We start from the raw sequence: 24,027 nt of genomic DNA on the forward strand, positions 1-24,027 counted from the left end.
TATTACTAATTTAAATAGTTTTAGGTTTGAATCGTTTTAATCGTAGAGCATTTAGTAAAACAGAAACTGAACTAAAACTCATGGCAGCTCCAGCAATCATTGGATTAAGTAATGGACCTCCAAATAAGTAAAGAACTCCCATAGCAACTGGAATACCTAATACGTTATAAGCAAAAGCCCAAAACAGATTTTCTTTAATGTTTGTGATCGTTGCATGAGATAATTCAATTGCTGTCGGCACATCCATTAAATCACTTCTCATTAACACAATATCTGCTGACTCCATAGCTACATCTGTTCCTGATCCAATAGCTAAACCAATATCAGCTTGAGCAAGAGCTGGTGCATCATTAATCCCATCTCCTACCATTCCAACTTTTTTACCTTCTTCTTGAAGTTTTTTCACTTCACTTGCTTTATCTTCTGGTAACACATCACTCAATACACGAGTAATACCAACTTGTTTAGCTATTGCCATAGCAGTTCGCTCATTATCTCCTGTCATCATGACAACTTCAATACCCATACTTTGTAATTTTTTAATCGCTTGATGACTACTTGCTTTAATCGTGTCAGCTACAGCAATAATACCTAACAACTCTGTTTTAGTTGCCATATACATTGGTGTTTTACCTTCTGAGGCAAGTTGATTTGACACATCAATAGCTTTGTCTAATGATAACTGATTTTTTTCTATTAGTTTTTTATTTCCAATTAAATAAGTCACATCATTCATAACAACTTCAATACCATGACCTGGGACTGCTTCAAAATCAGAAACTTCTACAAAATTCATGTCTTTTTCTTTTGCTTTTTCTACAATAGCAGCACCTAATGGATGTTCTGATCCTGTTTCAGCGGACGCTGCTAAGCGTAGTAACTCATCAGAAGACATATTTGATAAAACATGGATATCTGTTACGACAGGTTTTCCTTCTGTAATCGTTCCTGTTTTGTCGAATACAATTGTTTGTAATTTATGAGTAGTTTCAAGAGCGTCCCCACTTTTAATCAATACACCATTTTCAGCTCCCTTACCAGTCCCCACCATAATAGCTGTTGGTGTTGCTAGACCTAGCGCACAAGGACAGGCAATAACTAAAACTGAGATCGTAATGGTTAAAGCAAAGATCCAAGATTCTTGTCCAAGGGTAAACCATAAGACACCAGATAAAATAGCTAAAACAATCACGATTGGTACAAAAACACCAGACACTTTATCTGCCATTTGAGCAATCGGTGCTTTGGAACCTTGGGCATCTTCTACTAATCGAATAATTTGAGATAGCGTTGTATCTTTCCCTACTTTTGTTGCTTCAAATTGAAAGCTTCCTGTTTTATTCATACTTGCACCAACAACTAAGTCCCCTACTGTTTTTTCAACAGGAATACTCTCCCCAGTAATCATCGACTCATCTAGTGCACTACTTCCTGAGACAATCATCCCATCCACAGGTACTTTCTCTCCAGGACGGACTACAATCACATCACCTACTTGAACTTGTTCAATTGGTGTTTCCACTTCTTTTCCATCATTTAAAACCATTGCTGTTTTAGGAGCTAGCCCCATTAATTTTTTAATGGCTTCAGACGTTTTACCTTTTGAGACTGCCTCGAAATATTTACCTAACGTAATCAAAGTTAAAATGACTGCTGCTGATTCATAATATAAATCCATAGCAAATCCAGCATCACCTTGGAAAACTTTTATAGTACCGTAAATACTGTAAAGTGTAGCAGCACTTGTTCCTAGTGCTACTAAAGAGTCCATATTAGGATGACCTTTAAATAATGCTTTAAAACCAACTAAGAAAAATGCCCAACCAACTATAATCACTGGAAGTGTTAAAATTAACTGCGTCATAGCAAATCTCTCTGGATATACTCCTGGATTAATCATACCTGGTATAGGTAGTCCAACCATATGTCCCATTGAAATATATAGCAAAGGAATAGTGAATATTGCTGATAACCAGAATCGTTTCCACATCGTTTTAACATGTGCTTCTTTTTGCTCTCTAATACGGTCTGCTTCTGAGATACTGTCAGATCTTAGAATAGCTTTATAACCTGCATCACTAACGACTTTAATGACATCATTAATTGAAGCTTCCTCTGTGTTTAGCCCAACGGATAGTTGCTCTGTTGCAAAATTGACATTAGCACTTGTCACACCTGGCATATTCGCTACAGCTTTTTCAATGGTTTGGGCACACGATGAACACGTCATACCTTCTAAATTAAACTGAATGCTCTCACTTGGTACTACTACCTGATAACCTGCTTGAGCCACAGCATCAATGACAGCTTGCTCTTGTGATGATTCATCATCAAATACTATATTTAATTGTTCAGTTGCTAAATTAACAGATGCTTCTTTAACACCACTGACTTTTGCTGCTGTTTTTTCAACTGTTTGAGCACAAGATGCACAACTCATACCTTCAACAGTATATTTTTTTGTCATTTCCATTATTATCTCTCCTCACATCGGCACTGTCCTGGTATACATGTACAGATTATAGTATCCGGAGCCGTTTGTTTTTTTTCTTCTAATAATTGTTGTAATTTTTCTATATCAGATAAACTTAATTCTTCCTCATTTATTAATTGATAAGTCAGCTTTCCTACATCTTTATTACAGACTTTCTCTAATAGGTGATCAATCGCATGATTCATACCAGACTCTTCTTTAATCAAAGCACTATAAACGAATTGCTTTCCTTCTCGTCTTGTTTCTAAATAACCTTTATCAACTAGTCTAGATAGTAGCGTTTTAACTGTTGATGGTTTCCACTGGGTTTTCTCATGTAATATGTCGATCATGTCATTACTTGTACTTTCTTTTTGCGTCCAAATTACCCGCATAATCTCTCACTCTGAATCAGTGATAGTATCAATTAATTCAACAGCCATTCTATTCTCCTCCTTTTAAAACTACAATTGTAGATTTATTATAAAAAAAAATAATTTCTCTTTCTTTACTATGAATACATCATAACTCATCAATCTACTGAATAGGTTACACTTAGTTGAACAATAAAGATAAGGTGTCTATACTTAATAAAAAACAAAGTAGGAGCTTATTTCATGACAACTAACAGAAAACCAAGACGGACCTTCAAAGAATCATTTAAGAAACAAATGGTGGAACTGCATAAATCAGGAAAACCTAGAAAAGATATTTTAAGAGAATATGACCTGACACCATCAACCTTTGATAAATGGGTAAAACAATATAATCAGTCAGGATCATTCAAAGAGAAAGATAATTTGACACCAGAAGAAAAAGAGTTGCGTGAATTACGAAAACTAAATAAAGAACTGATGATGGAGAATGATATTTTAAAGCAAGCGGCGCTGATATTCGGACGAAAGTAGAAGTTGTTAGGGAAAACAAAAAGAAGTATAGTGTATCAGCGATGTGTCGAAAATTAGAAATTTCTCGTGGGGCTTATTATTATGAAGTCAAAAGAAGCTAGACAAAATGTCATTGTCTACATAGCTCAAAAATACTTCTAATGGTGTTTTATAGTTTAATGATTTTCTAGGAATATTATTTCTTTTGGATGCAACAGATTGAATGAAAGATTCATCAACTTCGTTGAAATCCATTTTCTTAGGCAATCCATCCTTACGCAATAGCCCATTAGAATTTTCATTTAAACCTCGTTGTGAAGGTGTACCAGGGTCAGCAAAGTAGATATCAATATCATTTAAGTTACTGATAGATTTCCAGTTAGAAAATTCTTTGCCACAATCAAATGTGATAGATTTAAACAAGTGATTAGGGCATTTTTTTAACCATTCATTTAAGCTATTCTCAATATCTATAGCGTGTCTCCCTGTTGGCTTTAAGGTAATAATAACTTTTGATAACCTTTCAACTAATGTAATAACAGCACTTTTATGATTTTTCCCAACAATAGTGTCACCTTCTAGGTGACCAAATTCACTTTGAAACTCGTTATGCTCAGCGTCTCTCTGATGAATGGTTCGTTTAAATGCTTGTTTACCTCGTTTTTCTTTATGCCCATTAGGTTTTCTTTTACCTTTCATTGATAAAGTTGTGGAATCAAAAGATTCACGCGAGAACAATCTATAAAGTGTCCGAACAGAACAAGAAATAGAAATCTCAGCACGACCGATAATCACGTCAGGAGTCCATCCTTGAGCCACTTTGTTTTGAATATATTTTGTTTCATTATCAGGTAAAGAAATAGGACGCCTTCCACATTTCTTTTTATTTTTTTTGTATCTTTGATAGTAATCTAGAATAGATAATCCCTCATTTAAAGCGTTGTAAACATTATAAATAGTTTGTCTTGATCTTTTTAAAGTATCAGCAACATGTTTAACTTTTTTAGCTTGGTGATAATAAGATTCTATTAAAACAAGCTCGTCTGTAGTAAGATGTATATAGGTCATTTGTGATCACTCTCCTTGTTTTCTTTCGTCGGAAATACAATTTGGACAATTTGAGTGTATCACAAATGATTTTTTTATTTGTCTAGCTTAATTTTACAATCGGCGATTATGAAGTCAAAAGAAAAAAATCAGAAGCTATTGTTGAAAAAGCAGTCATTGAGTCATTTACAGATAGCCGTAACTCCTACGGAGCAAGAAGAATTAAAGATGATTTAAACGATCAAGGATTAATTGTTTCAAGAAGAAGGATACGACGAATCATGAATAAGTTTAATTTCATTTCAAGCTACACAACACTGAAATTTAAACCTCAAGCAACGACTAAAAATGAACAGAAAATCGATAATGTTTTATCACGTCAATTTGATAAAATGCAACCTATGGAAGCTTTAGTGACAGATTTAACCTATGTTAAAGTAGGCAAAAAGTGGCATTATGTCTGCTTTATTCTCGATTTGTTCAATCGAGAAATAGTTGGGCATTCTAGTGGTCCTAACAAATCTGTGGACCTTGTGCTACAGGCAATCGGAACGATTGAACAGCCATTAGATGATGTTGAAATTTTTCATACAGACCGAGGAAAAGAATTTGATAACCAAAGTATTGATGAATTATTGGATGTGTTTCAGATAAAACGGTCTTTATCACGTCCTGGCTGCCCCTATGACAACGCTGTGGCAGAAGCAACCTATCGAGCTTTTAAAATTGAGTTTATTTACCAACAATCTTTTGACTCATTGTTTGAACTACAATATGAGTTAATGGATTATGTCAATTGGTGGAACAAGTTTAGAAAACATGGCAAGCTTGGCTATCAATCCCCGATTAATTACCGTTTAGATTGGGAGTTGAAACAGGTTATTTAGCAGAACATAGAATAACTATCTAAATAAAATAAAGACCGTATAATTTTTGTACAGAAAAGTGTTGCCAATTCATACACTTGTCAACCAAGCAGAGTTAAAGGCCTACTTGGCTGAGCTGTAGAATATTTAATCCATTAAATAATCCAGTTGAAACCTCACAATCACAGTAGTCCCCTCACCTAAATCACTGCTTAACTTCACGTAACCACCTAACAGATCGGCATAATGTTGTACAAGTGACAATCCTAAGCCAGAGCCTCCTGTATTTCGTTGTCTAGAGTGGCTCACCCGGTAAAATCGCTCAAATATCCGAAGTTGATCTTCTTTTGAAATACCAATACCAGTATCTTCAATCTTAAAAATCAGTTCATCTTCTGATTGAGTTAAGTAAATAAAAATTTTGCCACTTTCTTCTGAATATTCTATTGCATTTTCCAGTAGATTTTTTACGATAATCTGAAAACCTTGACTAGAAACTAAAATGGTCGAATCAACAGATTCATCAAAACTCACATCTAGTTGTTTTTTCTTCATTTGATGAGTGTAGCGTTTTAATTCTTCTTGAATAATACTGACAGGACTTGTTCTTAGTGAGTCACTCACATGTAAATCTTTTTCTGTTTTAAGTAACATCATAATGTGCTGAATTAGACTCAGTAGGCGCTGACCTTCACGCTCGATAATAGTAATAAATTCTACAGAAGCATCAGGATCATCTTTAGCACCAGCTAATAGTGTTTCAGCAAAACCAATAATTGATGTTGTCGGTGTTTTTAGTTCATGGGAAATATTACTAATAAAATCCTCATGAACTTTCTCCATTTGTCTAATCTCAGTCACATCATAAATCATACACACGTATTCTTTCTTTTCAGATTGTAGAGGGCGAATGACCACTTTTAGATTTCGATATTTAGGACGTTTTACTCTAATTTCTCCTTGAACATCTTCCCCGCCCTCAACAGCTAAGCGAATCATTTGTTTTAATTTTTTGTGACTAATCCACGTCTCATAACTTTCTACTTTCCATTTTTTCTGAAACCACTCTTCCACAACCGTATTAGCTAATGTTATCTCTAGATCTTGATTTAAAATAAAAATACCAATACTTAAATTGTTAAAAAGAAAATAGAGTTTTTCTTTGTTTTGGAGCTGTTTATAATACAACAGGTTGGTCTCATCCATTAACTCATAAACTGTCTCATACAATTCTCGCCACTCGCTAGGAGCTTCGATGATTTCTTGTTTCTTCTCTGGGTTTTGGGTAGCTTCTTTTAAAATCGGTAAAATAAAATCTAACGGTTTTTTGTTTTGACGATAAATATAAAGAGCTAGTATTAACATAAAAAGTAATAAAATGAACAATATCAATGTCACACTACGCTGAATACTCATAATATTCTCTGAGACACCAAGATAATTTTCAGCTAGCCTAACAACACCAATTAGCTCATCATTAACATAAATACCTTTTGCGACATATAAAAGCTCTGTATTCACTGTTTGGCTGTCTCTAATATCAGTTAACTCTTTAGCTTCTCCTTCTAAAATCCCTTTGATTTCTGGACGATTTTTCCTAGTTACATCAAGACTAACTTGGTGAGATGAATCATATAAAACATGACCTGTAGCACTTAATACAGTTATTCGCTCAGATCCTGACAAGCTTTGACTTAATTTTTCAGGATTAAATACTAACTCATCTTTATCTATTAAAAAAGGAGTTAATAAATCAATCTCACCAGATAATTGCTCCGTCTGCTGAGCAATCATATCTTTTTTAAGAAGATGATTAAGGTAGAAACTTCCTGTCATAAATAACATAACAGTAAAAAATACTACACCCATAGGTTTAATATAGCGCTTCATGCTAATCATTGTGTTGGCTCCTGAAATTTATAGCCAAATCCTCTCACTGTTTTAATATAAAGCGGTTTTTTAGGGTCATCTTCTATTTTTTCACGTAGATGGCTAACATGAATATCCACTGTTCTTGATAAATGATACATGTCATCTTGCCAAATAGTCTGCATCAGCTCATCTCGGCTAATAATCCTATCTTGTCGCTTCATAAAATAAAGTAATAGTTCAAATTCTTTTTTAGTTAAGCTAAGCTCATTGTCATTTTTTAGAACTTGGTAATCATTTGGATAAATGACTATCTCCCCAATTTCTAAAGTAGCTTGTGTTTGATTTTCCTTATTGGATTTATTCATTTTATCTATCCGCCGCTCTACTGCTCTAATTCTAGCAATTAACTCTTTAGGACTAAAAGGTTTTGTCAAATAATCATCTGCCCCTACCTCAAGACCAATAATCTTATCCACCACCTCATCTTTTGCTGTAAGCATAATAATAGGTGTCTCTATTTTTTCATGACGTAAGTGCTTTGTTACATCTAATCCATTGACACGAGGTAACATTAAATCCAAAATAATAAAATCATACGCCAAAGAAGTAGCCATTTCTATGGCTACTTCTCCGTCATATGCAGTATCTACAATAAAATGTTCTTTTTCTAAATTATATTTTAATAGTGTCGTAATTGATGGCTCATCATCTACAACTAATATGCGCTTTGTCATAACACAACTCTCTCCTTAAACACGTGTTTATTTGCTTCATTATAACACAAGATTTTATGAAACAAACTCACATGCTTAAGCCTTACTTCACTGTACCATCTAAATCTTTTTCCACTGTCATCTCTGAAATTGGAATGTATCCTAGGTCTTTGATAACATGTTGTTGAACATCATCAGTTTTCATGTATTCTACAAAATTCAAAATATCTTTAGATGCTCCTTTTTGAGTATACATATGCTCATAAGCCCAGATTTTCCAAGAGTTATCTAGTACATTTTCAGCTTTTGGTTCAACTTCATCAATTGCTAAGCCTTGAATACTATCATCAATGTAGGAAAAAGCTAAGTAGCTAATAGCTCCTGGTGTTTCTGCTACAATTTTTCTAACTGTTCCTGATGAATCTTGCTCTTGACCTTTAGCTGGTTGCTCACCTTCTAATGCCCACTGCTCAAATGTTGCACGTGTTCCACTTCCTGCTGCTCGGTTAATGAGTTCAATTGTCTGATCTCTCCCACCAACCTCTTTCCAATTAGTTATTTTTCCAGTAAAGATTCCTTTTAAATCTTCGGAACTAATTGTTGTCACACCAACCTCAGGATTCACTACAGGTGCTACACCAACGACAGCTACTTTATGATCCTCAATTTTTGAAGCATCAATCCCATCTTTTTCTTCAGCATACACATCTGAATTACCAATATCAACAGCACCTTGGGAAACTTGAGTTAGTCCTGTCCCGCTTCCGCCACCTTGTACTGTAATTGTATAATTAGGATGATCCGTCATGTAAATATCAGCTACTTTTTCTACTAGTGGTTGAAGCGCAGTAGAACCTACTGCTGTTATGTCAACTTTTTCATTTTTAGATGTTTCTTGACTACTTGTCTCTTTTGTATCTGTTGAACCTGTGCCACAAGCTGCTAAGCCTACTACTGCTCCTAATGTCATAATTGATAACAAGAATTTTTTCATCATCTTTTCCCCTTAACTCTTTTTTGTTGTTTTCCTTACAAATAGAGTTTAACAAGCTAATGTAAACTTAATTCTTATGACTATGTAAACTATCTGTAAATAATAAGACTAATCTTACCTTTTTTTTACAATAGTTTTACCTAAAATCTACACAAAAAAATAAGCGATATGATTTTTCATCACATCGCCTATTTTTAATGGGTCTATAATAAATCGTGTTGATGGATAGTTTCCATTAATACGATTTTTTGTTTTTAAATACAAAAAGGAACATCCAAACATGATAAAATAAAGTCGACAAAAACCAAATTATTAGGAGGATGTTCCCATGGATAATCATACTAGAAAATTACTTAATTTAACAGACAAATCTATTATTTTTGAAAAAGATTGGTTAACTGAGGCTACTATTAGAGGTAGACGCTCAAATATAATAAGGGGAAGACTAACGTCTCCAGACAGAATATGCCCCTCTTGTCATCAGAATACGTGTGTTAAAAATGGTACTTATACTACTAAAACACAACTACCAGAGTTTAATAGGGTCACAACTTATTTAGAACTTAAAAGAGAACGATATCTATGTAAAGAATGTCATACAACATTCAGTGCTGATACTGCGTTAGTCGATGACTATTGTCATATATCGAAAACATTAAAGTATCAAATCGCCTTAGATTTGAAAGAAGATCGTTCAAGAAAAGAGATCGCTAGATTCCATCATGTTTCTGATAACACGGTACAACGTGTTTTATACGACTTTACCAACCACTGTCTAACCAACTTTCAACATCTACCAAAAGTACTATGTGTCGATGAATTTAAATCAACTAAGTCATGTCAATCTGGTATGAGCTTTATTTGTGCTGATGCTGAAAGTAAAAAGATTATTGATATTTTACCAGATAGACGTCTCTTCTCTCTTATTAAGTACTTCCTGAAATACTCCAGAAAAGAGCGGTTAAAAGTGAAGTTTCTCGTCATGGATATGAATGCCAACTACGGTGGCCTTCTTAAAACTGTATTTCCACATGCAGAGATTGTGACAGATAGATTCCATATCATTCAGCATATCAATCGTTCTTTTAATCAACTAAGAATAAAAGAAATGAATCAATTAAAACGTTATGATAATGAAGAAGCAAAACAATACCGGAGAATAAAAAAATATTGGAAACTATTTTTAAAAGACTCTAGTCAATTAAGTGCCACTACATATAGTAATTATCCTCTTTTCAATAAAAGTATGACACAAGTTGGTGTCATTGAAGAACTTCTTTCCTATAACTCAACTATAAAAATCGCATATGATTATATACAAGAGTTAAAATATGCTTATGAAACAAAGGATTCAGACTTATTTTTAGAATTAACTCATTCTATCTCTAATGAGCTTCCTAAGGAATTTAAAGCCAAATTCAAAACATTCCAAACCTTCAGGCAAGGTGTTACCAATGCTTTAAATTATTCTTATTCAAATGGTTTTTTAGAAGGAATTAACAACCGAATCAAAGCTATCAAACGAACAGCCTATGGTTACCGAAATTTCTTAACTTTTAAGCGACGGATTTTCCTTATTCAAGGTCAATCATTTCAATTTAATTAAAAAGAAGAAGGAGGAAAAATCCCCCTTCTTCTAATGCCCTTATTTTATCAATTTTTAAATATCAACACGATTTGACGAAGAGCCTTTTTAATTATATTCTAGCTAACTCGTGTTTTAATCTCTGGATGAGATGTACCATCTACTGCTTCTTTTGTAATAATCACTTTCTCAACGTCATCACGTGTTGGTATGTCATACATCACATTCATCATCACGTCCTCAATAATCGAACGCAAGCCACGAGCTCCAGTATCACGCTCAATAGCTAAGTTTGCAATAGCATCTAAGGCTCCTGGTGTAAAATCAAGAATCACATCATCAATTGCCATTAACTTTTTATATTGTCTTACTAAAGCATTTTTAGGCTCAGTCAGTATACGAACTAAGTCATCTTTAGTTAGTTTTTCTAAAGATGCCATGACAGGTAATCGTCCAATAAACTCAGGAATCAAACCAAATTTAAGTAAATCTTCTGGAATGATTTGAGACATAATACTTGCATCTTCATTTACCTGTTTGTTTGTTGTTCCTGTTCCAAACCCAATAATTTTCTCACCTAAGCGTTCTTTCACAATGGTTTCGATGCCATCAAAAGCACCACCAACAATAAATAAGATTTCAGATGTATCAATTTGGATTAGCTCTTGTTGCGGATGTTTTCGTCCTCCTTGAGGTGGTACACTAGCAACTGTTCCTTCTAAAATTTTAAGTAAAGCTTGTTGAACCCCTTCGCCTGAAACATCTCTGGTAATAGAAACATTCTCACTTTTTCTAGCAATTTTATCAATCTCATCAAGATAGATAATACCAGTTTGAGCTTTTTCAACGTTATAATCAGCTGCTTGAAGTAGTTTTAGTAAGATATTTTCCACATCTTCCCCTACATAACCAGCTTCTGTTAAACTTGTAGCATCAGCAATAGCAAATGGCACATTTAGTGTTTTAGCTAATGTTTGTGCTAAGAATGTTTTACCTGATCCAGTTGGTCCAATTAAGCAAATGTTACTTTTTTGAAGTTCTACCTCATCAATTTCTTCTTCATCAGCACCTTCTAAATGAAGTTGTTGTATACGTTTATAGTGATTATAAACAGCTACTGATAAAACCTTTTTAGCTCTTTCTTGACCAATTACATAGTCATTTAAGACCTCTAAAATTTCTTTTGGTTTCAACACATTAATTAAGTCAGATGCCATCTCATCTTGCATCTCTTCATCAATGATTTCTTTACATAAATCAATACATTCATTACAAATGTAGACACCTGGTCCAGCAACTAGTTTCTTCACTTCATCTTGAGATTTACCACAAAATGAACAACGAACTTCTGAGCCATCATTGATATTGTCGTACATGTACGTCCCCCCTATATAAAAAAAGACCATTCTAGGTCTCTTTTATCATCTTTTTCATAATAACATAAAGATTCTCACAATGCATTAAAAAAGAAAATAATGGGATAACTTATGATTTTTTTATTATTTAAATGTTGTCACGTCACTAGCATCTAATCTGCTCGACTCGTAACCATCAGTCATAGCTTTTCCTACTGAGATAATCATGACTGGAAGATATTGATCTTTATCAAGGCCAACTGCCTCAGCAAGTAAATCCTCTTCAAATCCTCCAATAGGGTTTGTTTCATAACCATGAGTACGGGCAACTAACATAAATTGCATGGCAGCAAGGGATGCATCAATTGTTACGACACTTGTCATTTTTTCCTTAGAAAAATTCTCATAATATGGAATAATAGCAGCTAATTGTTCATCTCTCACATCACTTGGCATCTTACCTTGCTCTACAGCTAAGTCATAAATCTCTTCTCCTCTATCATGACAACGCATATCACCAAATATTAAAACCATAGCAGATGATGTCTCATTTTGTAGTGTATTAAAACGAATTAGAGGCTTTAATTTTGCTTTCATCTCATCACTTTCGACAACTACAAAACGCCATGGTTGTAGATTTACAGATGAAGGGGCTGTGATTGCCTCTTGAATCATCTCAAGCATCTCGTCATGTGGTATTTTAAATGTCTCATCATAGTGACGTACTGAACGTCTTTCTAACATAATCTTTGAAAAATCATTATTTTTTTGGTTCATTTATTTTTCCTCTTTCCTTTGGTAAATGTAGTGTCAATTTATTTAGTAGCTTTTGTAGTTGATCCAATTCTTCTGAAGTTAAATTCAAAAAGGCTTCTGATAAAATGTTAGCTAATTGTGATTCACAAGCAGATAACTCATTAACAGCTTTTTTTGTTGCTTCAACTAAAACTTCCCGGTTATTGTCTGGATTTCTTAGTCTTATCACATAACCATTTTCCTCTAATTGTTTTAGGTGTCTCGTGACGGCTGCTCTATCTATCTTTAAATTTGTTTGTATCATTTGTTGGCTCACTTGTGGCTTATTGATGACATACATCATCAGCTCATAACGAGTCAAGCTAAATCCTGTTTCCACTTCAAATTGATCTGTCACTTCTTGGCTTTTTGTTTTCATTAGATATAGTAGACCACTCATCGTACAAAGCTTCATTTTATCAACTCCTTTTAAATTGACTTATCAACGATTGACTAGTCAATTCTATGGTTATTTTTATTATTTGTAAACTAATTTGCTTAGAAATATGTGTTTAAGAAACAAAAAAAAGAGACCGATTTACATCAGTCTCCCTAAAGAATTAAAGAATCATTATTTTTCAGTTGCTGTTTTTGTAATCATATCAATAGCATGTTTCATTTTAATATCATGAGCTAACATGTCATCAGTTAAGGCACCACGAACAGCTTCAACTTCCATGTTGTATTGCTCTGCTAAACTAGTAATTTCTGCATTGATATCGTCTTCAGTTACTTCATAAGCTTCTGCTTCAACGATAGCTTCAACAACTAAGCTAGTTCTAACACGGCTTTCTGCTTCACCTTCAAATTGTTTATGTAAATCTTCAGGAGTAGATCCTGTCATTTGGTAATATAATTCAGGTGAGATACCTTGATTTTGCATGTTAGTCAAGAATTCGTTCATCGCGCGGTGAACTTCTTCATGAATCATTGATTCTGGTAATTCAACGATTTCTGCATTTTCTACAGCTAAACTAATAGCAGCTTCTTCAATAGCAGCTTCAGCAGCAGCAATTTTAGCTGCAACTAATTCTTCTTTGATCTTAGCAGTCAATTCCTCTAATGTTTCCACTTCATCATCGATATCTTTTGCAAATTCATCATCAAGTTCTGGCAATTCTTTTACTTTCACTTCATGAACATGAACTTTAAAAACAGCTTCTTGACCAGCTAAATCTTCAGCTTGGTACTCTTCTGGGAATGTCACAGTAACGTCAACATCATCTCCAGCTTTAGTGCCTACTAATTGGTCTTCAAATCCTGGAATAAATGAGTTAGAACCTAATTCTAATGAATAGTTTTCACCTTTTCCACCTTCAAAAGCAACATCGTCTTTGAATCCTTCAAAGTCAATAACAACTGTGTCGCCATTTTCAGCAGCAGCTTCTTTAATAACTAATTCTGCTTGTCCAGCTTGTTTTTGTTTAATGTTTTCTTCAACTTCAGCATCCGTTACGTCACGCTCTTGTTTTTCAACTGTTAAGTTTTTGTACTCACCTAATTTAACTTCAGGTTTTACAGTAACTTCAGCAGTGATTACCCAAGGTTGACCTTTTTCCATTGACTCAACACCAATTGTTGGTTGAGATACTGGATCAATTCCTGCTTCTTCAACAGCAACTGGATATACTGATGGTAAAATGTGGTTCAAAGCATCTTCATATAATGCTTCTTCGCCGTACATTTGGTTAAACATTTGACGTGGCACTTTACCTTTACGGAAGCCAGGTACGTTTAAATCTTTTTTAACAGATTTAAATGCTGCATCTAATCCTTTTTGAATATCTTCTTCAGAGATAGTGAATGTTAAGACACCATCATTTGTTCCTTTTTTTTCCCATTTTGTAGACATATTCTGTACCTCCATATAATCGTTCATCTATGATATTTGTACTTCTTCATACCCAATAAGTCTACACTAAAGGGTATAAATTGTAAACCTTTTTACAATAGCTTCCTTAAAAATCAGCCATGTCACTAATTTGTTTATCTAATAAGCGCATGATGTCCATTATTTCAGTGATTTTTTCTTGATCTTCAGGATAACTTGTTTTTTTCTTAACTTCAAAAGTTAATAGATAAGCTTCAACCCATAAATCCACTGGTGACATTACTTTTAGACTGGCTGGGTATAATAGGCCCATATGCATGGTGATTGTTCCAATGACAAGATCAATCAGTGATGGTTGATGATCAATTAAATATTCACGAGTCTTTCTTAAAACCTCTGATTCTAAAAAGGTTCGCTCTAAAGACACACAATCACTCGCTAATAAACTCTGCACCTCACCAGAGTAATCAAGGAAACTTAATTCATTTACTTCCTTTAGTCTAATGATATAATCAGCCAGCTGAGGTCTAACAATAGCTGATAGATTTGGCACTAGTAACGCTGAAGTCGCAAAATCTAAAAAATCACCAGGTGTTAAATAACTCATACTATGCATTAATCTTAGTTGGTCATTCTCACTTAATTTTTCTACATTTTCAAACTCTTTAAGAATAGCTCGGTACTCTTTTGTATCTAAAGTGGTCCAATAAATCATAGCTGATTTAAACATTTCTACATAAGGCTCTTTTTCCTCATCACTTAAATTATTTAACCACATGCCAACTCTTAAATATAGTTTTCGCTTAAGCATCAAGTTGAAATACATATCATATAACTGAGGCGTTGTTTGATAGATTTGGTCATATTCGAGAACTCTTAAAAACCCCTCATCCTCATCGCCACTTTTTAACAAAGCATCTACTAATAATGGGTGAACTTTAAAATCTTGTGTTTTTTCAAAATATTCATCAAAAAGGGTAGCTGCTTGCTCATAATCACCCTGGTTTACACATAACTTTCCTTTTTCTAACAACTCTTTATACTCGTCCATATCGCACCCCTACCTTACTATATAAAAAAAGCAGGCCATTAAAGCCCACTTCCTTGATTAATCTTGTAATAACTCAAAGATTTCTAACGTAACTAAATCAATATCATCAAATTGGTAAACTTCTTGAGAGCCTGTTTCTGTTAATTCAAACATCTCATTGCTACCATCGAATGTTACGATACACTTTTCTTGTCCTTCTTTTTCAAAACGACGGACCTGTACTTCGCTATCACTAGCTTCTACCATAGCTGTTAAACGTTTGATAATTGCTGCTAATTGTGAATTTTTCATAGAACTAGCCTCCTTCACATTTCTTCTGTTATATTGTAACAGAAAGTCCACCATTATGCATGAAAATTTTTGATTTTTTCTTAACCCCACCATAATTTTATTAAAGCTTGGGTACCATCGTCCCCGTCACCTTTATCTACTAAGAGTTCATATAATCGTTTAGCTTCTGTTGTAGCAGGTAAATCAATACCCATTTTATTTGCTTCATCTAAAGCTATCGTCAAATCCTTTAGAAAATGTTTCACAAAAAAACCTGGAGAATAATCTTCTTTTAAAATACGCGGAGCATAATTTGTTAATGACCAGTTAGCGGCACTTCCCCCACCCACTGTATCAAGGACTTTTTCTAAATCTAAATTAGCTGATTTAGCATAAACTAATAATTCACACATTCCTGTCATCGTACCAGCTATCATAATTTGATTAGCCATTTTAGTATGTTGTCCACTACCTGCCTCCCCTTGTAAATTAATCTTACTACTGAAGCACTCTATAATAGATTGCACTTGATTATAAGTCGCTAAATCGCCTCCTACCATAACGGTTAAAGTCCCATTTTTAGCCCCTAAATCCCCACCAGAAACAGGTGCATCCAAACTCATGGCTCCTTTTTCTTTTGCTGTATCATAAATTTCTTTAGCAAGAGTTGGGGTACTTGTTGTCATATCTACTAATATTTTACCTGTGACGTCAGCGCTAAATATACCATTCTCACCGTAATAAGTTTCCTCAACGTCTTTTGGGTAACCAACCATCGTAAAAATAACATCACTTACCTCTGTAATATCTGCTGGACTTTCTTGCCAAACGGCTCCTAAGTTGATCAACTCATCTGTTTTAGCCTTCGTTCTGTTATAAACATTAACACTATAACCTTTATTTAATAAGTGCTTTACAATAGAGGCACCCATAACTCCTGTTCCGATAAAACCAATTTTTGTCATATCCTTGTCCACCTTTTCTTTAATACTTATATTATAAAAGAAAGTGAATAAATAATAAAGGATATGTCCTAAAAGTAAAAGGAAAGTAGAAGCTAAACTTTAAAGGATAGCTTCTACTTTACTTTTAGATTTTATATCAACAGATTGTGCTTTGGGATTTATATAGGGTTTTGGTTTAATTGTTAAAGCAATCAAACCTAATACAATTCCAAGGTAGTAAGTCACCACACGCCATAAAAATATCGCCAAAACGAGTTTACTTTGAGTGGCAATAAACGTCCCGAAAAGTAATTTAAAACTATACTCAGCTCCACCAATCCCACCTGGAATGGGAAATAATGAGATGAATAAAATAATAAAGGCGTGTAGAACAATCACATGAATCACACTCATGTCTGTAATCCCTAAACCTCTTAAAATAAAATACGGTACAATATAATAAGCAATCAACTGTAAAACTGTCAACACGCTAGCTTTAAACATCAAGCCTGGCTGATTTTTCATATACCGACTCTCATCATAAAAATTTTTCATCTTTGCTGTGGTTTTATCATATAGCCTCTCTGTAGCCTCGCCACTTTTCACATGTCTAATCCCTTTAAAAATAAAGTCTAATATTTTCTGAGTAAAAGTATACCAATACATGATCATAAGAAGGACAATCACAACGACCAGATGAATTAAAAAACTCAGTACGATTAAAATCCCTAATTGAGGTAAATCTTTAGCCAGGTATGAATAACCAAATACCAAACAGAATAAAAAGTTAATCACAATCCAAACTTGATACACAACAAATTTCATCAAACTAACAGATGTTGCTACACCCATATCAACTCCTGATTTACTTAACACTATGATTTGAGCTGGCTGCCCTCCTGTTGAAAACGGAGTGATGGCATTAAATAAATGCTCAATTAATGGTATACGGTAACTGCTTTTAAAACTAAAACCCGGATTGGTTCGCCTTAAAAACAACTGGATAATACTTGCCTCAATCCCCCAGTGAATGAGCATGCCACACACGGCAAGTAATATCCACGCCCAATTAATAATAAAAAATTCCCTAGTAATATCTTGCCAACTCACTGTTCGCATCTCATTACCTATTACTAACAGCCCTAAAACAAAGGCTAATAACAGGTACCATCGATTCTTCTTATTCATGTACTCTCCCAACTCCCTACTTTTTAAATAATTTCAATGAATAGGCACTTTCAATATCTGTTAAATCTTGGTTGCCATCTTCATAATATTTTATGGTCTCTTCATAAAATTCTTCCATACGCTTTCCAAAAGCTTGACTAGAAATATCGTATAATTTCTTATCTAAAATCACTGGATTATTTGGAACATCACGTGTGACGTAATCAACAGCTGCTCCTGCAAAATCCTCATCATCTAAATAAGTCATACCTAAACTAATATCATTTAATAAATGATTTAGATAGTCATTTCCCTTTGCAATTACTTTTGTTCTAGCTGCCATAGATTCTGTATAAGTTAAACCTTGTGTTTCACTATCTGAGGCACTGACTAAATAATCAGCAGCCTGATAAAAAGGTGAAATTTTCTCATTTTCAATCTCTCCAGTAAAAATTACCGTATCAGACAAGGATAATTCCTCAACCAATGCTTCAAGTTTCCCCTTATAAGGACCATCTCCTACAATCAGTAACTTCACATTGGGTATATTTTCTTTAACTGTAGGCATACCTTTCAAAACGGCTTGAATATTTTTTTCATATGAAATACGACTCACAGATAAAAATAAAACATCGTCTTCTTTAATCCCGTACGTATCCCGAATTTCTTTAGTCTCCTCAGCTGGTACTGATGTGAACTGTCCCACCTTAACCCCTGTTGGAATAATAGCCATCGGGCGATCAATACCGTACTCTAATAATTTCTTCTCCACACGCTCACTAGGACAAACTATCCCTGATAAATGACTAGTATAGAGTTTCGACAATTGTCTCACGTGGCTTGGGCGAATAATTTTTCCTTTGGCGATGTAATGAAGGTAGTCTTCATACATCGTGTGATACGTGTGAATACAAGGTATCCCTAGAGATTTTGCTGTTTGTTTTCCCAGTATACCTAAACCAAATTCTGTATGAGTATGAACAAGGTCAATACCTATTTCTTTTGCTATATAATAAGCATATAACATACCACGAACAATAATTCGGCGTTCTTTAAAAGAGACAAAAGGTATACTAGGCATACGAAAAATACCAGGCTCCACATCTTTTACGTTAGGATCTGTTGTGGTAAAAATATATACCTCATGACCGAGCGCTTCTAGCTCTTCTTTTAATATTCGAATAGATGTCGACACCCCACTAACTTGTGGAAAATATGTATCGGTAAAAAATCCAATTTTCACTGTTTTACACTCCTTTTTATGCTTTTCTCGCTACTTTATGGTAGTAATCATCCCAAATTTTAGCTACATTTTCTTCACTATAATAACGAGCTGCTTCTCTAGATTTTTCCACGTATTCGTTTAATAAATCAGGTTGATTTTTAATTTTATCAATGGCTGCTTGCATTCCTTTAATATCATCTGTCGATATATACGTGTCTTTAATAATACTATGATACAACTCTAAATCCCTAAGCATCACAGGTGTACCGCAATTAAAAGCTTCTAGTATACTCATGGGAAATAATTCATTGTAAGATGGCAGTAAAAAAACATCTGCTAAGTTATATAACTTCATAATGTCATCTCGCTCAACAATCCCTGTAAATAATAAGTTTTTTGGCGGATTATCATAATACTCTTTATATCTGTCATAACCATCTGTTATTTTACCAAAAGAGAACCCACCAGCCCAAATAAATTGAACATCTGGATTGTCTTTAGCTAGTTGAATAAAATCATCAATTCCCTTACGTTGCTGAATTTGTCCCGTTCCTAAAATAACAAGAGCGTCTGGCTCAATCCCGTACTCATCACGGTAGCTTAGCTTGTCTTTACGACTTACTTCATGAAACTGCTCAGTAGAGACAAAATTTGGAATATAAGTAATTTTCTCCTCTGTCAAACCAGCCTCAACTAACTTTGGAATAAACGTTGGGTTTACTACTACTAATTCATCCATCCGTCCGTAGAACTTTATTAAATACCAATCAAAAATCTTTTGAAAGGGAGAAAATAATGACAAGCTTCCCTCTAATGTCTCAGGAAGAAAATGGACATAACCAACAGTGGTTCCTCTTCTTTTCTTTAAAAAAGTCGATAGAAAAAATTGAGGATCAACAGTATGATAATGTGAAACATCTGACGGCGTATAACGATTAATGTTAATAATAAACTCATCTGAAAAATATTTATCAAGCATGTTTAATAACTCGGCATAAGCACTTCCGACACCTTGCCCCTTCACCTTGTCTGCAGATGAGAACATATTTATTTTTAACACTGATTACCCTCTCCTTGTTTCACTATACTGTATTGTTATTTTAGATACATCATACTTCAGTCTGATTTTATAACATCACTGTCCATTCTAACATGTTCTACTAAAAAAAAATAACAACTTATGATTTTTTAACCCACAAAAGGGACTTTTAATATTATCTAGAGTCTAAAACTAAATGATAAACAAGAAATAGTGATACAAAAATCCTGCTCAATTAAGCAAATGAAAACGAATGACAAAGCATGATAGCTTTCAATTAAGTCATATTATTGTAAAAGTGGACTCTTTAACTTTGAATATGAAAAAAGAGGGTGACTAAGAAGTCATCCCTCTTTTTTATGGCTCTTTGTCAAATGATGTGGATGAGTAAAATTAAGTGAATTTAGGCAGCAGAAACCGAATGGTTTTTGCTGCTTTTTTGTTTGTCTTTAAAACTAAGTAAAATTCTGTATTTATAGTTCTGAAAATTTCTATAGCCGTAAGCTATTCGTTTGATTAATTTAATTTTGTTTATGGAACCTTCTAAACAACCATTTGAATAAGCGTATTTAAAGGTGTTTTCAATTCTTGGTAAATGCTTCTTTAGTGTTCGAATCGAGGTTTTCATTGGAATAGAGATATCTTCGTTAGCTAATAATAATAGATCAGAAAAAGTGTCAAAATCATTGTTTTTACTACAGTATAATAGTTCTTGATAAAGTTTATAAGTTTCTGATAACTCTTTGTTTAAGCTAAGTAAATAATCCATGACATCTGTTTCAGGTAAAATACTCTTAAATAAACGCTGATAACGATAATCTGTATAATTCAATTCATTAGAATCTTTTAAAAAGAGTTTCCAATATTTTTTTAGTTTTCGATAATTTTTCATGTCAGTTACATTCGATGTGCGATAACGATTCATCGTCTTAATTCTAGTTATGTTTAAAGAACGACTGATAAGTTGAACTAAGTGAAAGCGATCAATAATCACCTCAGCATTAGGAAATAGCCTTTTGGCTAATTTAAAATAGGCTGCATTCATATCAACGACAATTGTTTTTACTTGGCGACGAACCTTTAGAGAGTACTTAAGAAAGTGTTTCTCTAGTGTTAGCTTTTTATTATCAATGAGAATATCGATAATTTGGTGTGTAGAGGAATCAGAGTAAATAAAACTGTACTTGCCACTATTGTTTTTAACCGAAGTAAATTCATCAAAACAAAGGTTTTGAGGTAAATATAAAAATTGATTAGATAAGTCTTTACCACCAGATACTAAAATTCTATTAATCGTTGTTGATGAAACAAAATGTCTTTTAGCTAAATCTTTAAACGAGATAGCATCACTTAACTCAATAAGAATTGATTGCTTCACTCTTTTAGCGATAAAACAATGTTTCTCAATTTCTGAAGATTCAGCTAGAAAAGAGGAGTCACAACGACGACAAAGGAATCTCTGTTTCTTTAATAAAAGATAGGTTGGGTAGTGAGCCACACTTAACCACTTTATTCGAGAAGAAATAAACCCATTTTTCACAATAGAAAATTGTTCATTTTTAATGCCACAACAAGGACAAGCCGAAGGAGTGTAAGTAAGAATACCTTTATAAATCTTGGATCTTATCCCTTTAATAAGCTGTTCCTCACAAAAAATAGAATCGAAATAAATATTTTTATCTTTTAAATCTAGCGATAGTCGAATACAATGGTTATGAGACATACGAATCTTCCTTTCTAAAATTTGGTTTGGTCACTTTAATTTTAACGGGAAAGTTCGTATGTTTCTATTATTTTGTAAAAAAATAGATGCGAATGAATTTCTTCATCCACATCAAAAATTATACAACCTTTTTTATACCACTTTATTTAGTATACTCTTCTACTAAAGCTACAACTTCTTCAGCTGTATCACATTCAGTAACCGCTTTGTTTGCTAACTCAGCCATTTTTTTAGAGTCTAATTTTTTCATTAAGCTACGTGTTCTTAAAATACTTGTCGCACTCATTGAGAACTCATCTAGTCCTAAACCAACTAATAATGGCACAGCTGTTTGATCTCCTGCCATCTCACCACACATACCTGCCCATTTACCTTCAGCATGAGCTGCATCAATCACGTTTTTAATTAAACGTAGAATTGCTGGGTTATATGGTTGGTATAAGTAAGACACGCGCTCATTCATACGGTCTGCTGCCATTGTGTATTGGATTAAGTCATTTGTTCCAATACTAAAGAAGTCAACTTCTTTAGCAAAACGATCTGCAATCACAGCTGCTGCTGGAATCTCAATCATAATACCTACTTGAATGTCATCACTAACTTCAACACCTTCAGCAATTAGATTAGCTTTTTCTTCTAATAATAAAGCTTTAGCTTCTCTAAATTCTGTTAATGTTGCGATCATAGGAAACATGATTCGTAAGTTTCCATAAACACTTGCTCTAAGTAGAGCACGTAGTTGTGTACGGAACATAGCATCTTCTGCTAAACAGATACGAATCGCACGGTACCCTAAGAAAGGATTCATCTCTTCTGGGAATTTCAAGTAAGGTAATTCTTTATCTCCACCAATATCCATTGTACGAACGACAACAGGCTTATCTCCCATACCTTCTAAAACAGCTTTGTATGCTTCAAACTGCTCATTTTCAGTTGGAAAGTCTGGTGAATCCATATATAAAAATTCAGTACGGTATAAACCAACTGCTTCTCCCCCGTTACCAAGAACACCATCTAAATCTTTAGGTGTTCCAATGTTACCAGCTAATTCAAAATGTTTGCCATCAGCAGTCACAGTTGGAGAGTTTTTAAGTTTTTCCCATTCAGCTTTTAATGCAGAGTATGCTTCAGCTTTTTGAGTAAAATCTGCAACTTGTTCATCAGTTGGGTTGATAATCACATCACCCTCACTACCGTCAATCGCTAATACATCACCTTCAAATACTAAGTCTGTGATTTCTTTTGTTCCAACAACAGCTGGAATCTCAAGAGATCTAGCCATAATAGCCGAGTGAGATGTACGTCCACCGATATTTGTTACAAAAGCACGAACAAAATTACGGTCTAATTGTGCTGTATCACTTGGAGTTAAATCTTCAGCAACAATGATCACTTCTTCATCAATCATTGATAAATCAGGTAATTTAATCCCTAATAAATGACTCATGATACGTTTTGTTACGTCACGAATATCAGCTGCTCGCTCTTGCATGTAAGGATTGTCTTCCATGCTTTCAAACATGCCAATAAACATATCCGTGACATCTTTCAATGCAGACTCTGCATTGACTTTGTTATCAGTAATATTACTTTCAATAGCACCAACTAATTCTGGATCAGAAAGTACCATTAAATGCGCATCAAAAACTTGTGCTTCTTCTTCACCTAATGTGTGAACTGCTTTGTCTCTAATTGCTTGTAATTCTTTAGTTGATTGACCAAGTGCATCTGAAAGACGTGTGATTTCAGCTTCAGTATCCTCGATTGAACGTTTTTCAAATGACAAATCTGGTTCAACTAAAAGATATACTTTTGCAACTGCAATACCGTCACTAACAGCAATACCTTTTAATTGTTTAGTCATTATTCTGATAAACCTTCTTTTTTCATAGTTTCTTCGATTGCAGCGATTGCTTCAACTTCATCAGCACCCTCAGCAGTAATAGTAACATCAGCACCTTGACCAACACCTAAAGACATAACGCCCATGATTGATTTTAAGTTAACTGATTTTCCTTTATACTCTAAGTTAATATCAGAGCTAAATTTACTTGCTGTTTGAACTAATAATGTTGCTGGTCTTGCGTGAATTCCTGTGTCTGCTACTACGTGAAATGATTTTGTTTCCATATCTATCTTCCCCTTTGTCTGTTAAGAAATTTAAATAAGGTTCATCTAACCGAGATTTCT

General features: G+C 34.0%; 21 protein-coding genes and 1 pseudogene. 3 read left to right on the forward strand and 19 right to left on the reverse strand.

Annotated features, from left to right (window positions below; genetic code table 11):
* Positions 1–10: 10 nt before the first annotated feature.
* Positions 11–2,467, reverse strand: coding sequence for a heavy metal translocating P-type ATPase (locus tag VSF34_RS07665; RefSeq protein WP_370659283.1), 2,457 nt, complete (start codon positions 2,465–2,467; stop codon positions 11–13).
* 8 nt (positions 2,468–2,475) lie between these two features.
* Positions 2,476–2,868: a CopY/TcrY family copper transport repressor gene (locus VSF34_RS07670; protein ID WP_326716749.1), complete on the reverse strand. Its 393-nt coding sequence runs from the start codon at positions 2,866–2,868 to the stop codon at positions 2,476–2,478.
* A 222-nt stretch (positions 2,869–3,090) separates the two neighbouring features.
* Here VSF34_RS07670 and VSF34_RS07675 point away from each other — a divergent pair.
* Positions 3,091–3,473: pseudogene (locus VSF34_RS07675) on the forward strand (transposase); the annotation flags it as partial.
* On the opposite strand, the gene VSF34_RS07680 reads toward VSF34_RS07675, so the two are convergent.
* Positions 3,469–4,428 (reverse strand): IS30 family transposase, encoded by a 960-nt coding sequence (locus VSF34_RS07680; protein ID WP_326716750.1) that lies wholly within the window; start codon positions 4,426–4,428, stop codon positions 3,469–3,471. The pseudogene VSF34_RS07675 and the gene VSF34_RS07680 sit on opposite strands and share 5 nt — an antisense overlap.
* Positions 4,429–4,583: 155 nt before the next feature.
* Here VSF34_RS07680 and VSF34_RS07685 point away from each other — a divergent pair, with 155 nt between their 5' ends.
* A complete protein-coding gene (locus VSF34_RS07685; protein WP_326718050.1) occupies positions 4,584–5,294 on the forward strand; it encodes an IS3 family transposase in 711 nt (236 codons plus the stop codon).
* A gap of 126 nt (positions 5,295–5,420) precedes the next feature.
* On the opposite strand, the gene VSF34_RS07690 is transcribed toward VSF34_RS07685, so the two are convergent.
* The 3 genes from VSF34_RS07690 to VSF34_RS07700 all read right to left on the reverse strand — a co-directional run bounded on the left by VSF34_RS07690 (position 5,421) and on the right by VSF34_RS07700 (position 8,852).
* Complete coding sequence (locus VSF34_RS07690) at positions 5,421–7,172, reverse strand: sensor histidine kinase (protein WP_326716751.1); 1,752 nt, start codon at positions 7,170–7,172, stop codon at positions 5,421–5,423.
* Positions 7,169–7,879, reverse strand: coding sequence for a response regulator transcription factor (locus tag VSF34_RS07695; RefSeq protein WP_326716752.1), 711 nt, complete (start codon positions 7,877–7,879; stop codon positions 7,169–7,171). Before VSF34_RS07695 ends, VSF34_RS07690 begins: the two co-directional genes overlap by 4 nt.
* Before the next feature lie 82 nt (positions 7,880–7,961).
* The gene (locus VSF34_RS07700) at positions 7,962–8,852 is read right to left on the reverse strand and encodes a phosphate ABC transporter substrate-binding protein PstS family protein (protein ID WP_326718051.1); all 891 of its coding nucleotides are present in this window, start codon (positions 8,850–8,852) and stop codon (positions 7,962–7,964) included.
* Positions 8,853–9,180: 328 nt separating this feature from the next.
* Here VSF34_RS07700 and VSF34_RS07705 point away from each other — a divergent pair, with 328 nt between their 5' ends.
* Positions 9,181–10,458, forward strand: a complete 1,278-nt coding sequence (locus tag VSF34_RS07705) for an ISL3 family transposase (protein WP_326716709.1) — start codon at positions 9,181–9,183, stop codon at positions 10,456–10,458.
* 98 nt (positions 10,459–10,556) lie between these two features.
* Here the strand turns inward: VSF34_RS07705 and clpX are convergent, their stop codons facing one another.
* The 13 genes from clpX to VSF34_RS07770 form a co-directional block, all read right to left on the reverse strand.
* Positions 10,557–11,813, reverse strand: a complete 1,257-nt coding sequence (gene clpX / locus VSF34_RS07710) for an ATP-dependent Clp protease ATP-binding subunit ClpX (RefSeq protein ID WP_326716753.1) — start codon at positions 11,811–11,813, stop codon at positions 10,557–10,559.
* A gap of 123 nt (positions 11,814–11,936) precedes the next feature.
* The gene (locus tag VSF34_RS07715; RefSeq protein ID WP_326716754.1) at positions 11,937–12,569 is read right to left on the reverse strand and encodes a nitroreductase family protein; all 633 of its coding nucleotides are present in this window, start codon (positions 12,567–12,569) and stop codon (positions 11,937–11,939) included.
* Positions 12,553–13,002 (reverse strand): MarR family winged helix-turn-helix transcriptional regulator, encoded by a 450-nt coding sequence (locus VSF34_RS07720; RefSeq protein WP_326716755.1) that lies wholly within the window; start codon positions 13,000–13,002, stop codon positions 12,553–12,555. Before VSF34_RS07720 ends, VSF34_RS07715 begins: the two co-directional genes overlap by 17 nt.
* 156 nt (positions 13,003–13,158) lie before the next feature.
* Positions 13,159–14,439 (reverse strand): trigger factor, encoded by a 1,281-nt coding sequence (gene tig / locus VSF34_RS07725; RefSeq protein WP_326716756.1) that lies wholly within the window; start codon positions 14,437–14,439, stop codon positions 13,159–13,161.
* A 106-nt stretch (positions 14,440–14,545) separates the two neighbouring features.
* Complete coding sequence (locus tag VSF34_RS07730) at positions 14,546–15,469, reverse strand: hypothetical protein (protein ID WP_326716757.1); 924 nt, start codon at positions 15,467–15,469, stop codon at positions 14,546–14,548.
* A gap of 57 nt (positions 15,470–15,526) precedes the next feature.
* A complete protein-coding gene (locus VSF34_RS07735) occupies positions 15,527–15,760 on the reverse strand; it encodes a YkuJ family protein (protein WP_326716758.1) in 234 nt (77 codons plus the stop codon).
* 80 nt (positions 15,761–15,840) lie between these two features.
* On the reverse strand, positions 15,841–16,704 hold the full coding sequence (locus tag VSF34_RS07740; RefSeq protein WP_326716759.1) for an NAD(P)-dependent oxidoreductase: 864 nt from the start codon (positions 16,702–16,704) through the stop codon (positions 15,841–15,843).
* Between the two features lie 99 nt (positions 16,705–16,803).
* Complete coding sequence (locus tag VSF34_RS07745; RefSeq protein WP_326716760.1) at positions 16,804–17,871, reverse strand: lysylphosphatidylglycerol synthase transmembrane domain-containing protein; 1,068 nt, start codon at positions 17,869–17,871, stop codon at positions 16,804–16,806.
* A gap of 16 nt (positions 17,872–17,887) precedes the next feature.
* Positions 17,888–19,093, reverse strand: a complete 1,206-nt coding sequence (locus VSF34_RS07750; RefSeq protein ID WP_326716761.1) for a glycosyltransferase family 4 protein — start codon at positions 19,091–19,093, stop codon at positions 17,888–17,890.
* 16 nt (positions 19,094–19,109) lie between these two features.
* Positions 19,110–20,135: a glycosyltransferase family 4 protein gene (locus VSF34_RS07755; protein WP_326716762.1), complete on the reverse strand. Its 1,026-nt coding sequence runs from the start codon at positions 20,133–20,135 to the stop codon at positions 19,110–19,112.
* 382 nt (positions 20,136–20,517) lie between these two features.
* On the reverse strand, positions 20,518–21,837 hold the full coding sequence (locus tag VSF34_RS07760) for an ISL3 family transposase (protein WP_326716763.1): 1,320 nt from the start codon (positions 21,835–21,837) through the stop codon (positions 20,518–20,520).
* Between the two features lie 142 nt (positions 21,838–21,979).
* The gene (gene ptsP, locus VSF34_RS07765) at positions 21,980–23,701 is read right to left on the reverse strand and encodes a phosphoenolpyruvate--protein phosphotransferase (RefSeq protein WP_326716764.1); all 1,722 of its coding nucleotides are present in this window, start codon (positions 23,699–23,701) and stop codon (positions 21,980–21,982) included.
* Positions 23,701–23,967 (reverse strand): phosphocarrier protein HPr, encoded by a 267-nt coding sequence (locus tag VSF34_RS07770; protein WP_326716765.1) that lies wholly within the window; start codon positions 23,965–23,967, stop codon positions 23,701–23,703. Before VSF34_RS07770 ends, ptsP begins: the two co-directional genes overlap by 1 nt.
* Positions 23,968–24,027: the final 60 nt, after the last annotated feature.

Origin of the sequence: Vagococcus jeotgali (assembly GCF_035918315.1) — a bacterium.
Taxonomy (GTDB): domain Bacteria; phylum Bacillota; class Bacilli; order Lactobacillales; family Vagococcaceae; genus Vagococcus; species Vagococcus jeotgali.

What these genes read in the sequence shown, in the direction of transcription:
- VSF34_RS07665 (WP_370659283.1), bottom strand. Translation starts at nt 2,467, where the DNA reads ATGACAAAAAAATATACTGTTGAAGGTATGAGTTGTGCATCTTGTGCT.
- VSF34_RS07670 (WP_326716749.1), bottom strand. Translation starts at nt 2,868, where the DNA reads ATGCGGGTAATTTGGACGCAAAAAGAAAGTACAAGTAATGACATGATC.
- VSF34_RS07680 (WP_326716750.1), bottom strand. Translation starts at nt 4,428, where the DNA reads ATGACCTATATACATCTTACTACAGACGAGCTTGTTTTAATAGAATCT.
- VSF34_RS07690 (WP_326716751.1), bottom strand. Translation starts at nt 7,172, where the DNA reads ATGATTAGCATGAAGCGCTATATTAAACCTATGGGTGTAGTATTTTTT.
- VSF34_RS07695 (WP_326716752.1), bottom strand. Translation starts at nt 7,879, where the DNA reads ATGACAAAGCGCATATTAGTTGTAGATGATGAGCCATCAATTACGACA.
- VSF34_RS07700 (WP_326718051.1), bottom strand. Translation starts at nt 8,852, where the DNA reads ATGAAAAAATTCTTGTTATCAATTATGACATTAGGAGCAGTAGTAGGC.
- VSF34_RS07705 (WP_326716709.1), top strand. Translation starts at nt 9,181, where the DNA reads ATGGATAATCATACTAGAAAATTACTTAATTTAACAGACAAATCTATT.
- clpX (WP_326716753.1), bottom strand. Translation starts at nt 11,813, where the DNA reads ATGTACGACAATATCAATGATGGCTCAGAAGTTCGTTGTTCATTTTGT.
- VSF34_RS07715 (WP_326716754.1), bottom strand. Translation starts at nt 12,569, where the DNA reads ATGAACCAAAAAAATAATGATTTTTCAAAGATTATGTTAGAAAGACGT.
- VSF34_RS07720 (WP_326716755.1), bottom strand. Translation starts at nt 13,002, where the DNA reads ATGAAGCTTTGTACGATGAGTGGTCTACTATATCTAATGAAAACAAAA.
- tig (WP_326716756.1), bottom strand. Translation starts at nt 14,439, where the DNA reads ATGTCTACAAAATGGGAAAAAAAAGGAACAAATGATGGTGTCTTAACA.
- VSF34_RS07730 (WP_326716757.1), bottom strand. Translation starts at nt 15,469, where the DNA reads ATGGACGAGTATAAAGAGTTGTTAGAAAAAGGAAAGTTATGTGTAAAC.
- VSF34_RS07735 (WP_326716758.1), bottom strand. Translation starts at nt 15,760, where the DNA reads ATGAAAAATTCACAATTAGCAGCAATTATCAAACGTTTAACAGCTATG.
- VSF34_RS07740 (WP_326716759.1), bottom strand. Translation starts at nt 16,704, where the DNA reads ATGACAAAAATTGGTTTTATCGGAACAGGAGTTATGGGTGCCTCTATT.
- VSF34_RS07745 (WP_326716760.1), bottom strand. Translation starts at nt 17,871, where the DNA reads ATGAATAAGAAGAATCGATGGTACCTGTTATTAGCCTTTGTTTTAGGG.
- VSF34_RS07760 (WP_326716763.1), bottom strand. Translation starts at nt 21,837, where the DNA reads ATGTCTCATAACCATTGTATTCGACTATCGCTAGATTTAAAAGATAAA.
- ptsP (WP_326716764.1), bottom strand. Translation starts at nt 23,701, where the DNA reads ATGACTAAACAATTAAAAGGTATTGCTGTTAGTGACGGTATTGCAGTT.
- VSF34_RS07770 (WP_326716765.1), bottom strand. Translation starts at nt 23,967, where the DNA reads ATGGAAACAAAATCATTTCACGTAGTAGCAGACACAGGAATTCACGCA.